The 12,304-nt window shown below is 62.1% G+C and carries 12 protein-coding genes; 4 read left to right on the forward strand and 8 right to left on the reverse strand.

Features of this window, described 5'->3' with window-relative positions:
• Nucleotides 1-137: 137 nt before the first annotated feature.
• The 8 genes from KUW18_RS15455 to radC form a co-directional block, all read right to left on the reverse strand.
• A complete protein-coding gene (locus tag KUW18_RS15455) occupies nucleotides 138-1,928 on the reverse strand; it encodes a ShlB/FhaC/HecB family hemolysin secretion/activation protein (RefSeq protein WP_261396719.1) in 1,791 nt (596 codons plus the stop codon).
• Between the two features lie 845 nt (nucleotides 1,929-2,773).
• Entirely contained in the window at nucleotides 2,774-3,229 is a 456-nt protein-coding gene (locus KUW18_RS15460; protein WP_206940361.1) for an acyl-CoA thioesterase, read from the reverse strand.
• Nucleotides 3,229-3,558 (reverse strand): DUF2007 domain-containing protein, encoded by a 330-nt coding sequence (locus tag KUW18_RS15465; RefSeq protein ID WP_206940363.1) that lies wholly within the window; start codon nucleotides 3,556-3,558, stop codon nucleotides 3,229-3,231. The genes KUW18_RS15460 and KUW18_RS15465 overlap by 1 nt, the downstream gene beginning before the upstream one ends.
• 182 nt (nucleotides 3,559-3,740) lie before the next feature.
• Nucleotides 3,741-4,931 (reverse strand): class I SAM-dependent rRNA methyltransferase, encoded by a 1,191-nt coding sequence (locus tag KUW18_RS15470; RefSeq protein WP_206940365.1) that lies wholly within the window; start codon nucleotides 4,929-4,931, stop codon nucleotides 3,741-3,743.
• A gap of 48 nt (nucleotides 4,932-4,979) precedes the next feature.
• Nucleotides 4,980-5,843 carry a bifunctional DNA-formamidopyrimidine glycosylase/DNA-(apurinic or apyrimidinic site) lyase gene (mutM, locus tag KUW18_RS15475; RefSeq protein WP_206940367.1) on the reverse strand — a complete coding sequence of 288 codons (864 nt, stop codon included), beginning with the start codon at nucleotides 5,841-5,843 and terminating at the stop codon, nucleotides 4,980-4,982.
• Nucleotides 5,844-5,994: 151 nt separating this feature from the next.
• Nucleotides 5,995-6,150 (reverse strand): 50S ribosomal protein L33, encoded by a 156-nt coding sequence (gene rpmG, locus KUW18_RS15480; RefSeq protein ID WP_016856547.1) that lies wholly within the window; start codon nucleotides 6,148-6,150, stop codon nucleotides 5,995-5,997.
• A gap of 112 nt (nucleotides 6,151-6,262) precedes the next feature.
• Nucleotides 6,263-6,499 carry a 50S ribosomal protein L28 gene (gene rpmB, locus KUW18_RS15485; protein WP_206940369.1) on the reverse strand — a complete coding sequence of 79 codons (237 nt, stop codon included), beginning with the start codon at nucleotides 6,497-6,499 and terminating at the stop codon, nucleotides 6,263-6,265.
• A gap of 414 nt (nucleotides 6,500-6,913) precedes the next feature.
• A complete protein-coding gene (gene radC / locus KUW18_RS15490) occupies nucleotides 6,914-7,588 on the reverse strand; it encodes a RadC family protein (protein ID WP_206940371.1) in 675 nt (224 codons plus the stop codon).
• A 355-nt stretch (nucleotides 7,589-7,943) separates the two neighbouring features.
• Here radC and coaBC point away from each other — a divergent pair, with 355 nt between their 5' ends.
• The 4 genes from coaBC to argB all read left to right on the forward strand — a co-directional run bounded on the left by coaBC (nucleotide 7,944) and on the right by argB (nucleotide 12,187).
• Complete coding sequence (coaBC, locus tag KUW18_RS15495) at nucleotides 7,944-9,245, forward strand: bifunctional phosphopantothenoylcysteine decarboxylase/phosphopantothenate--cysteine ligase CoaBC (protein ID WP_206940373.1); 1,302 nt, start codon at nucleotides 7,944-7,946, stop codon at nucleotides 9,243-9,245.
• Between the two features lie 142 nt (nucleotides 9,246-9,387).
• Nucleotides 9,388-9,828 carry a dUTP diphosphatase gene (gene dut, locus KUW18_RS15500; protein ID WP_374107049.1) on the forward strand — a complete coding sequence of 147 codons (441 nt, stop codon included), beginning with the start codon at nucleotides 9,388-9,390 and terminating at the stop codon, nucleotides 9,826-9,828.
• A 48-nt stretch (nucleotides 9,829-9,876) separates the two neighbouring features.
• Nucleotides 9,877-11,259 (forward strand): phosphomannomutase/phosphoglucomutase, encoded by a 1,383-nt coding sequence (locus KUW18_RS15505; RefSeq protein WP_206940377.1) that lies wholly within the window; start codon nucleotides 9,877-9,879, stop codon nucleotides 11,257-11,259.
• A 22-nt stretch (nucleotides 11,260-11,281) separates the two neighbouring features.
• Nucleotides 11,282-12,187, forward strand: coding sequence for an acetylglutamate kinase (gene argB / locus KUW18_RS15510; RefSeq protein WP_206940380.1), 906 nt, complete (start codon nucleotides 11,282-11,284; stop codon nucleotides 12,185-12,187).
• Nucleotides 12,188-12,304 lie beyond the last annotated feature (117 nt).

Below are 12,304 nucleotides of genomic sequence, written 5' to 3' on the forward strand. Positions count from 1 at the left end.
GATGCCGTCTGCCAGCACCACCACGGGATGCCAGAACAGGGCGTTGATCATGACGATGGCCAGATGGCGAAACAGCGGACGGCGTGGGTTCATCAAACGTCCCTCCTGGAGGGCATGGCACGTATCTGGCGCGGCCACTAGAAGCGCGCCTGAACGGTGAAATAGACGGGACTTTCGCGATGATCGATGGCATCGGGACGGTCAATGGACTTGGCCAGGGTGACACTGGCACTGAGGTAGTCGCCGCTGACGCCAAGCCCCAGGGCCATGCCACTGAGACGACCGTGCTGGTCGCCGCTATCGTCATCGTGGCGGATGACGCCCACATCGTAGGCAAGGCTTGCCTCGAGCCGATCCACCAGGGGGACCTCCGCAGGTAACGGACGGGCCCAGCTGATCTCATTGCGCCAGTACCCCCCGCTGTCACCGCTCAGGGTCTGGTCCTTGTAACCACGCACCGAGTGCTGGCCGCCCAGGCTAAGCCGCTGGGGGCTGTAAAGGGCATCGTCGCTCCATTGGCCGCTGGCCAGGCTGGTCACGGTCAGGGACTGGCCCAGCACCTCGAACGGTCGGGCATAGCTCAGCGTCAGGGTGGTGCGCTCGTCCTGGGCCTTGGGCGACCCCGCGGGCTGGTCGTCATCGTCCTGGGCGCCCAGGATGTCGAGGCCCTTGTGCCAGCCCAAGTCCGCGTTGATCAGCCCACGCCCGAGGCGGCGGCCATGGTTCAACCCCAGGCTCAGCTCGCTAAGACGCTGACTGCTGACCTCGATGCGCGTTTCGTCCAGGTCATTGCGCGTGCTCAGCCGGCTGACGCCGACGCTGGCAGAGGTGGTGCTGACGCGGTCCCGGTGCATCAGACGCTCGGCCGACAGGCTGTGGCGCTCGCTGGCACCGTCCAGGTCGAAGCGAAACCCATCGGCGCGGGCGATGCTGCGATAGTCGCTGCGGCTGTACTGATAGCGAAAGTTCCAGCGCCCCCAGGGCAGCCGATAGGCCAAATACTGGTTGCTGGAGCCAATGCCGGGGGCGCCAGTGACATCGTGACCGAACTGCAGACTGAGCTGATCGGCCAGCCCCAGAGGGCTGTCCCACTCGCCGCCCAGGGTCCACTGCTGCTCGCCGGTCTCGCGGCTGCCGTCATTGCTGCGACCCAGCGCGACGCGCACGGGGCGCCCTTGCCCGGCATCCGGGTCGATGCGCACGCGGCTGCCGCCCAGGTCGTCACCCGGCAGCAATTCCATCTGGGCGCGGCGTGATGGCAGGCGGTTCAACTGGTCGATCAGCTGTTCAAGATCACGCAGATTAAGGATGTCCCCCGGGCGCGTGGGTGACGCCATCAAGACTTCTCGGGGGGAAGGTCGCACTCCGCCGCTGTCCAACGCTTCCAGGCGACCTTCGGCAACGACCACCCGCAGCCGCCCCTGAGTCAGGTCCTGTTCTGGCAGATAGGCGCGGGTGGTGACGTAGCCACGTTCGAGGTACCACTGGGTCACCTCACCCAGCAGCCCATTGAGCTCAGCTGCTGACAGGCAGCGTCCCAGATAGGGCTGCAACAGCCGCCCTCGCTGCCTCTCGCTGAGCAGGCTCGCGCCTTCCAGTTCAATCTCATGAATATCCAGGCAGCCCCCGTCATCAGGGCGCACCTCTGGAGCCACCACGGCCTCACCGGGCAAGCGCTCCAGCTGATCCAGGCGTTCACGCTGCTGCTCAAGCAAGCGCTGCTGATCGTCACGAATGAAGTTTTCGTTGAAGGTGGCATTGGGTGGAACCGCTGAAGGCAGCGACACCGGTGGCTGTACCTGGGCGAGTACCGAGGTCGGACAGCACGCCACCATCGCCAACAGTGTTGCGCCAATCAGGCGTAAACACCTCGGGTCAACAAGAAACGCCACGCCCGGCCTAGACGCGTCGACGCAATGCACCATCATCTATGAGATTCCCCTGCAAGAGACACTGACTCGTGGTCGCTGGCCTGGCCTGCTCCACGTTTTATTGACGACGTTGAGCCGTCATATTGTTATGCTGATTCACGCACTCAAAGTGGCTACCTTTAACTTCTTTTTCGAATTGCTATCTCGACTTCTATCTTTCATTCCCATCTTGATTTTTTATCTCTAACTTCCGCCTCTAACTTCCACCCCTAGCGTCTATTCCTGGCTTCCATCCTTAGCGTCGTTATCTTTTTCCCTTCATTTTCTTCTACCCAACTCACCCACCACCCTGCGTGGCTGGCCATCCGGAAGCGTGGCAACAGCACGGCTACCGCGACACCTCGTTCGGCGTTATGGCGGACAACTATCGTGACTCGGCTCAAGATTGCCAGCCACATAATGTCTCTAACATTGACCCCCAGCCACTGCTGAGGTGGTTGACAGTAGCGTGATGCTACCTCAAGGAGTGAAAGTGGAAAAATGCACCAGAAATGAATGTCGTAGCGAAAAAGCACAACGATAGAAGGATTGACATAAAAAGGCCGAGAGCAGGAAAGCAGTTACTGAAAAGAGGTAATGCCGCCTCATCTAGCATTGTCCACTATTTCCTACAAACAAAACCGATATCTCTTAAAGAGGCGCGGCATGAATAACAAAAAATAGCCGACCTACTCCGCATCTCTCTGGGAAAGAGAATAAGCAAGAGCACGGATGGCAAGGGAGAGCAGGAAGCAGAAGGAAAGGGAAAGCAGGAAGCAGAAACGATCGCCGCCGTCAGCACAGGTATTCGCAGATAGCCAGGTGCATCGACAGCACTCGGCCGAAAAGCGAGGTTCCACGCTCTAAGCCTCTGCCACCAATGCCCCCCCATAGGCGCTGACAAACTCAGGAGGCAGACGACGTGGACGACCGCTGGACAGCGCAATACATGCGTAGCGCGTGCGTGCCCGCAACAGGGTCGCCCCATCATCGGGTCGGAAGAGTTGGAATCGACGTGTCAGGGTAAGGCGTGCGTCACAGGCCACGATCCAGGTCGCCATGGCCAGTTGCTGGCCCTCAAACCCTGGCGCCAGATAATCGAGTTCGTGGCGGTGCACCGCCATGGCACGATCCAACGCCCGGTAGTGATCCAAGGTCAGACCTAGCTGAGCCGAGTGTGCCCAGCTGGCCTGTTCGACCCAGCGCAGGTACTGGGCGTTATTGACGTGGCCGTAGTGGTCGATGGCATCCGCTGTCACAAGGATGTCGATGACGAAGGGATTAGGCAGGTCCCAGTTGGGCTGGCTGCAGACAGACACTATTTCTGATCCTCGCGCTCGGTACCACAGTACCAGCAGGTATCGAAGGCGACCTCCAGCTCCTCACCACACACCCGGCAGCGCCACTCGCCCCCAGGCGAGGATGCGCGCAACGCCTGATGAATGACCGCCTCGGCGCGCTGGCGATTGTGCTCGGCCACCCACACCTGGGGTTCACACTCGAGCGGTGGCAACTCGCCGGCACCACCCCCCAGGGTCATGTTGCGAAGCTCCGTGGGTATGCCTGCTCCATTGAGCAGGTTACGTACATGCCCCACCATCAGGGCATTGCTGTCGGAGAAGACCATCGTCCAGGGCACGTCGTTCATGGCGGATATCCTTATCGTTGCAAGGGCCGCAGCCTTACTGGCCACGATGCGCCCAACCCCGCCACAAGGACAAGCCCTGATCGATACTCGAACGACACTTGATCCCCCCGCCTTAACGAGGGTCGATCATGTCGCCCGCCCTCCTTGGAGCAGACGTCGTGGAAGGGGGTATCGCGCCGCCCTCAATCACGAAACACGCGAACGCCCAGCGCCTTCAGATAGGCGGTCTCGGGAATGGCGGGATGCACCGGATGGTCCGGGCCCTGATGTCCCTGGAACAGGATCTGGCCATGGCGATCCTGATGGCGCACTGCGCCGCGCACGACGTCGGTCAAACGCTCCGGCGCCAGATGCATGGAGCAGGAGGCTGACAGCAGCAGACCATCGCGCCCCAGCAGACGCATGGCATCGCGATTCAAGCGGGCATAGGCACGCTCACCGTTGGCAATATCCTTGCGGCGCTTGATGAAGGCGGGAGGGTCGAGCACGATCACGTCGAACTTCTCGCCATCTGCCTTGAGCGCGGCCAGCGCCTCGAAGGCGTCACCATGACCGACGGCGACGCGTTCGTGCTGACCGTTGAGGGCAGCGTTCTCCGCGACGCGGTCCAGTGCGGACTCGCTGGCATCGATACACAAGACCTCGCTGGCGCCATGGGCCGCCGCCTGGACACCCCAGCCACCGACGTAACTGAACAGGTCCAGCACTCGCTTGCCGGCGACCTGCTGGTTCAACCAGGCACGGTTGACGCGATGGTCATAGAACCAACCGGTCTTCTGCCCGTCCATGACGGGGGCGATAAACTGCACGCCATTTTCTTCCAGCAGCACCTGGTCGGGAAGCGCGCCCTTGACCACTTCAATGGTTTCGCCAAGACCTTCCTGACGACGGCCACTGGTGTCATTGCGCAACACCACACACCCTGGCGATACCACCTTGTCGAGGGCATCCAGCAGCTCGTCCTTCACCGCTTCCATGCCTGCTGTGTTCAGCTGTACCACCAGCACGTCGGCATAGCGATCGATCACCAGACCGGGCAGCAGGTCGGCTTCACCATGCACCAGACGGTAGAAAGGCTTGTCGAACAGGCGATCACGCAGGGCCAGCGCCTGGTTGAGGCGATGCACCAGCAGCGAGCGATCCAGGCGCTGGCTCGGATCACGCGACACGATACGTGCACAGATCAGCGAGTTCGGGTTGATATAGGCCAGCCCCATGGGCTTGCCATTGGCGGCTTCGACGATGACCTGTTCGCCAACCTCAAATGCCTTGAGCGGTGTCTCGGTGGTATCGACCTCGTTGGAATACAGCCATAGATGGCCAGACTTGAGGCGACGATCGGCATTCTTTTTCAAGCGCAGCGGTCGAGTCACGGTGATCACTCTCTTCAAGATATCTAAGGTGTGGAGGTGCCAGTGCTATCAGCGCTGACAGCGAGGACAAAAGACACTGGCCCTCTGCCCCAGGGTCACATGCTTGAGTTCGCCGCCGCAGCGGCGACAGGGCGCTCCAGCGCGACCATAGACATTGAGGCGCTGAGCGAAATAGCCTGGCTCGCCGGTGCCGCTGACAAAGTCACGCAGCGTCGTGCCCCCTTGGGTGATGGCTGCGGCAAGTACATCCTTGGCAGCCGCGGCGAGCCTGTCATAGCGCTCGCGGCCGATGCGCCCGGCTGCTCGCCGAGGGTCGATTCCCGCCAGAAACAACGCTTCGCTGGCATAGATATTGCCCACGCCAACGACCACAGTATTGTCCATCAAAAACGGCTTCACCGCGGCTTGCCGCCCACGGGAAAGGGCGTACAGGCGAGCGCCATCAAACGCTGGCGATAGCGGCTCAGGGCCGAGACGCGACAATCGCGTATCCTGAGACTCGTCCTCGCGCAGCCAATCGACAAAGCCAAAACGACGAGGATCGTGGTAGCGCAGAATCGCGCCGCCTTCGAGCACCAGGTCGACGTGGTCATGCTTCTTCGGCAGATCGCCAAGACGAGCGATCCGCAGGCTGCCCGACATGCCCAGGTGCCAGAGCAAGGTACCCCGTTCCCGGGGCGCTTCCACCTCGTCCGCCGTAGCGCTATCCGAGGGAGACAGGACAGGCAACAGCAAGTACTTGGCGCGACGACGAATCTGACCAATCCGCGCCCCTACCAGGCGCTCGGCAAGGGTCTCGGGCACGGGCACTCTCAGGCGCGACTGACGCACCAGCACCTCGCGCACTTCTCGCCCTTCCACATGGGGAGCGATACCGCGCCGGGTCGTCTCGACTTCAGGCAACTCGGGCATGTTGCACCTGCGGCAGTGAGGCTGATATCCGGACGTCAGGCGACACATTCTCGCCAGGCGCCGCGTCAGCACCTTCATACGCAAGAACCCGACCTCGGGGCCGGGTTCTCGTCGACAGGCGGCTCGCCTGCGGTGGAAGCGAGATCAAGCCTTACTTGATCTTGGCTTCCTTGTACATCACGTGCTTGCGAACCACCGGATCAAACTTCTTCATTTCCATCTTGTCCGGAGTGTTACGCTTGTTCTTGTCGGTGGTGTAGAAGTGGCCGGTACCGGCGCTGGACACCAGACGAATCTTGTCACGCATGAGAATTCTCCCAGATTGCTGCCTGGTACGTTCGCCACACCAGGCCAGTCATTCAAGTCGGCCGGAACCTGTGATACGAGCTACGCTCTACAGGCTCCGAGTGACGACATCCTTAGATGGCGTCGCCGCGCTTACGAATATCGCTGAGCACCTCGTCGATGCCCTTCTTGTCGATGATGCGCATGCCCTTGGAAGAGACGCGCAGAGTCACGAAACGCTTTTCGGACTCGACCCAGAAGCGATGGCTGTGAAGATTCGGCAAGAAACGACGACGTGTCTTGCGCTGGGAGTGTGAAACGTTGTTACCAGTCACCGGGCGCTTGCCGGTAACCTGACATACTTTGGACATGAGAGCCTCCAACCGCGTGGCGAGTTGTTCAAAACCTGTCGGGCAAACCGGGAAGGGCGAGAACCTTAACTGAATAAGTGGCGTGCCTGTCAGCCTGTGTCGCAAACCCGCCGCGCGGTGTCGACGCAGATCCGCAGTCATCAAGCCTCAGCAACCTCAAGCCCTGTCATGAGCCCCGTGCTTTCAACCCAAGGGAATTCAAAGGGTGCACTTTATACCAGAACCCTGCCGCCTGGGCAAGAGTTACGCCAAGCTTCGCCATCCCGTTCGCGCCGTTGCCTGTCTCGTGTGTTGCATCGAAGCGGCAAGGGTGCGTTCACGGCGGTGGCGTGGCGTTGTCGATGGTAGAGGATCCCGGTGTCGTCATGCGTCGTAGACGCCGCCGATAACCACCCGGTTCCTGCGCGCGGCGTATTATACCCACCCTCGCTCGGCAAATGACACCACTTCTGCGTCTCCCACCACAAAATGATCCAGCACACGGATATCGAACAGCCCCAGCGCCTCCCTCAGTCGTTCGGTAATTCGTCGATCTGCGCCGCTGGGCTCGGCAACGCCGGACGGATGGTTATGACACAGGATCAGCGCTCCGGCCCCCAGAGCGAGCGCCCTCTTGGCGACTTCTCGCGGATACACCGAGGCGCTGTCCAACGTGCCATGGAACAACACCTCGAATCGAATCACTCGGTGCTGGCTATCGAGAAACAGCGCGGCGAAGACTTCGTGGTCAAGGTGGCGCAGCTGGGCGGCCAGGAAGGCCCTCACTCGACTGGGGGAATCCAACGGCTGACCCCGTTCAAGGTGGCTCGCAAGGTGCCGGCGCGACATCTCCTGGGCAGCCTGCAGCTGGACGAACGTCGCCACCCCCAGGCCGCGCTGGGCGCAGACCTCTTGCTGGCGAGCTTCAAGCAGCGCGCGCAGGCCACCAAACGCCACCAGTACATCCCGAGCCAGGTCCACGGCGGAGCGCCCTGCCACACCGACGCGCAGCAGGATCGCCAGCAGCTCGGCATCTGACAGCGCACCGGGCCCCATGGTTAAAAGCTTTTCCCTGGGCCTTTCTCCTTCAGGCCAATCCCGTATCGACATCCCTGTCTCCTTTATGAACAGCGCTCTTGCCGCGCTTTCTGGTCAGCCTGTGTTATCCGCCCCTCTGGCCGCCCGCTGTTGTCAGCCTCTCTTGTCAGCCCCTCTTGTCAGCCTTTCTAGTCAGCTCTTGTTGTCTGCCCTTCTTGTCTGCCTGTCTGACCGCCCTCCCGCTGCCTTGTCCCGCTGTGGGTGGCGGCCTTTCCCTGGGTAGCGATGCGCGCCAGTGTCGGCGAGCGCCGACATACCTGATGAGTCTAGTGGCATCAGCGATGACCTGGGACGGGGGTGCGCGGCTACGCATGATCCGACACCGGTGGTAAGGTAGGACTCTTACCCCGGTCGTGGATCGTTTTGCATGCTTCAACCATCTTCCTCTACGCGCTATGGCCCTCCGGCGCTGCGCGCAGGACAGCGTGTGCTGCTTGGTATCAGCGCTGGCATTGCTGCCTATAAAAGTGCTGTGTTGGCTCGCTTGCTGGTGCAGGCAGGCTGCGAGGTCCAGGTTGTCATGACGGAAGGGGCACAGGCCTTCATCACGCCGCTGACGCTGCAGGCGCTGACGGGACGTGCGGTGAGGACATCACTGCTGGATCCGGATGCGGAACTGGGCATGGGGCACATCGAGCTGGCACGCTGGGCCGACCTGATCCTGATCGCCCCCGCAACTGCCGACCTCATGGCACGCCTGGCCCAGGGCATGGCCAACGACCTGCTGACGACCGCCTGTCTGGCTAGCGATGCGCCACGAGTAGTGGCACCGGCCATGAACCAGGCCATGTGGAGCCATCCGGCTACGGCGCGCAATGCCGCCCAGCTGCGCGACGATGGATGGCAGTTGCTGGGCCCCGATCAAGGCGATCAAGCCTGCGGTGATGTAGGCCCTGGACGCATGATGGAGCCCGAGCAGATCGTCACGGCCTTGTTCCGGGATACCACAGAGGCGACTGTCGCGGCACAGAGTGAAACGAGCACACCACCTTCCGCAGTGGCGCCCCATATCGTGATCACCGCAGGGCCGACGCGCGAGCCTCTGGATCCGGTGCGCTACCTGAGCAATCACAGCTCGGGCAAGATGGGATTTGCGCTGGCGCAGGCAGCTCGCGACAGCGGCGCCCGGGTCACGCTGATCGCTGGGCCTGTCAGCCTGCCTACCCCGGCCGGAGTGACTCGCATGGATGTGGATACCGCTGAGCAGATGCTCGCCGCGGCCGAAGGCCTAGTCGCCGAGTGCGACATCTTCATTGGCTGTGCAGCTGTGGCCGATTACCGCGCCGCGGCACCCGCCGAACACAAGATCAAGAAGCAGGAAGGCGAGGACGGTCTGACGCTGACACTGGTCAAGAACCCGGACATCATTGCCACCTTGGCGAGTCGTCACCCACGCCCCCTGATTGTCGGCTTCGCCGCCGAGACCCGTGACCTCGAGCGCTACGCCAAGGACAAGCTCAGGCGCAAGAATCTTGACATGATCGTGGCCAATGACGTTTCCCGCGCAGGACTCGGCTTTGGCTCCGATCGCAATGCGGCATTATTGATGTGGCGCGACGGCGACCAGGTCAACACACGCCACGAGGCCGAACAGGACAAGACGCGCCTGGCCGAGGCTGTCATCGCCCAGGCCAGCGCCTGTCTTGCCGCTCGCCAGCACCACGACTGACACTTCGCGCCGGTCGTGCGGTGCCGTGGCACTGTATCACTGCGGCCGACCATGCGGTCGCTGCACTACGCTCAACACGGGGGCCGGAAGCGCTCTCACGACTCAAGGATTTTGCATGTCCAGCACAGCCACTCGCCCCACCATGGCGGTCAGGATACTCGACGAGCGCATCAAGGACCGCATGCCGCGCTATGCCACTGAAGGCTCCGCCGGCATGGACCTGCATGCGCTGCTCGATGCGCCGTTGACGCTGGCGCCAGGAGACTGCGAGCTGGTGCGCACCGGCCTCGCCATCCACATTGCCGACCCGGCACTGGCCGGGTTGATCCTGCCGCGCTCAGGCCTCGGCCACAAGCACGGGATCGTGCTCGGCAATCTGGTCGGCCTGATCGACTCTGACTATCAGGGCGAACTGATGGTGTCCGTGTGGAACCGCTCGGACCGCTCCTTCACCCTGGAACCCTTTGAACGCCTCGCCCAGTACGTGCTGGTGCCGGTGGTTCAAGCCAACCTGGAAGTGGTCGACGACTTCTCCGCCAGCCTGCGCGGCGATGGCGGCTTCGGCAGTTCTGGCCGTCACTGATCGCGACTCACCTGACCCAGCGCTACGTCAAAAGGAAAGGACCTGCCCATGACACACGTACCTTCCACGATCTTTCGTGCCTATGACATTCGCGGCATCGTCGACGACACCCTGACCGAGGCGGGGGTCGAAGCCATTGGCCAGGCCATCGGCAGCGAGGCCCAGGACCGCGGGGAAACCCGGGTGGTCGTCGCCCGTGACGGCCGCCTGTCCGGCCCCCGACTGATCCAGGCCCTGACCCGCGGCCTCACCGCCAGCGGCTGCGATGTCATCGACATCGGCATGGTGCCGACCCCGGTGCTGTATTTCGCGACCCATACTCTCGACGGCACCAGTTCCGGGGTCATGTTGACCGGCAGCCACAACCCGCCGGATTACAACGGTCTGAAGATGGTCCTTGGCGGCGAGACGCTGTCCGGCGACGCGATCACCGCGCTCTACACGCGTCTTGAGAACGGTGATCTGCGTTCAGGTCAGGGCCAGGTCTCCGAGCAGGACGTTCGCGAGGCCTATCTCGCACGCATCCTTGGTGACGTTTCGGTATCCGGCAAGATCAAGGCGGTGGTCGACTGTGGCAACGGTGTCGCAGGTGAGCTTGGCCCACAGCTGGTCAAGGCACTGGGCGCTGACACCATCCCCCTGTTTGATGAGATCGATGGCACCTTCCCGAACCATCACCCGGATCCGGGCAAGCCAGAAAACCTCAAGGACCTGATCAAGGCAGTGGCCGAGCACGGCGCCGATATCGGCCTGGCCTTCGACGGCGATGGCGATCGCCTGGGTGTGATCACCCCCAAGGGGCGACTGATCTACCCCGACCACCTGCTGATGGCCTTTGCCGAAGACATGCTGAGCCGCAATCCGGACGCCCGCGTCATCTTCGACGTCAAGTGCACCGGCAAGCTGATCGAGGTGATCGAGCAAGCCGGCGGCACGCCTGAGATGTGGCGGACCGGTCATTCTCTGATCAAGGCTCGCATGAAGGAAACCGGCGCCCTGCTGGCCGGCGAGATGAGCGGCCACATCTTCTTCAAGGAGCGCTGGTACGGCTTTGACGACGGTCTCTACGGCGCGGCCCGCCTGCTCGAAATCCTGTCCCGCTTCGACGGTGACGCCGACACTTTCTTTGATCGCTATCCGCAGAACATCAGCACGCCGGAGATCAATATCGAAGTGACCGACGAGACCAAGTTCGATCTGGTCGATCGCCTGGCTCGGGAGGGGGATTTCGGTGACGACGGCGTCAAGACGACCCTCGATGGCATCCGTGTGGACTACGCTGACGGCTGGGGCCTGTGCCGCGCGTCGAACACCACGCCGATGCTGGTGCTGCGTTTCGAGGGCAATGATGGTGATGCCCTGGCACGCATTCGCGAGCGTTTTGCCAAGGCTCTGGCGGCGGTAGACGCCTCGCTCACCCTTCCGAACTGAACCCGCAGGAGACACTACGCCAATGAGCGAACAGGCTCACGATCCGCGCCTGGTGGTGGAGGTCCTCTCTGAGGCCCTCCCCTACATCCAGAAGTTTTCCGGCAAGACCGTAGTGGTCAAGTATGGCGGCAACGCCATGACCGAAGATGCCCTTATCGACTCCTTCGCACGGGACATGGTGTTGATGAAGGAAGTAGGGATCAACCCCGTCGTGGTCCACGGCGGAGGCCCTCAGATCGGCGAGTTGCTGGCGAAGCTCAACATCGAGTCACGCTTTGTCGGTGGCATGCGGGTGACCGACGCCGAGACCATGGACGTGGTGGAAATGGTGCTGGGCGGCCTGGTCAACAAGGACATCGTCAATCAGATCAACCAGTGCGGCGGCAAGGCCATCGGCCTCACCGGCAAGGACGGCGCGCAGATTCGGGCTCGCCAGCTCAAGGTGGAACACCAGAGCCCGGAAATGACCGCTCCAGAAATCATCGATATCGGCCACGTGGGTGAAGTGGAGCATGTCTCCACGGACCTGATCGAAATGCTGGCCGCGCGGGACTTCATTCCCGTCATCGCTCCTATCGGCGTCGATGGCGAAGGCCATAGCTACAATATCAACGCCGACCTGGTAGCGGGAAAGGTGGCCGAAGCGCTGGGTGCTGAAAAGCTGATGCTGCTGACCAATGTGGCAGGCCTGATGAACCGTGACGGCGAGGTGATGACAGGGCTGTCTACCGCGCAGGTCGACGAATTGATCGCCGATGGCACCATTCATGGTGGTATGCTGCCCAAGATCCGCTGCGCGCTGGATGCGGTCAAGGGCGGCGTGGTCAGCGCCCATATCGTCGATGGCCGCGTGCCCCACGCCACCCTGCTGGAAATTTTCACCAATGCCGGCGTCGGCACCCTGATCACCAACCACGCACCTGACTGATACCGCCCAGCGGCGCCAACAAGACTGACACGCAAGGAAGATGCGGTTCGCCAGCCAGATCGTCGAATCGCAAGGGAACTCGCCCGCCGGATAGCCTGGCGGGCCATCAACGATAAA

Origin of the sequence: Halomonas sp. DP5Y7-2 (assembly GCF_019802025.1) — a bacterium.
Taxonomy (GTDB): domain Bacteria; phylum Pseudomonadota; class Gammaproteobacteria; order Pseudomonadales; family Halomonadaceae; genus Halomonas; species Halomonas litopenaei_A.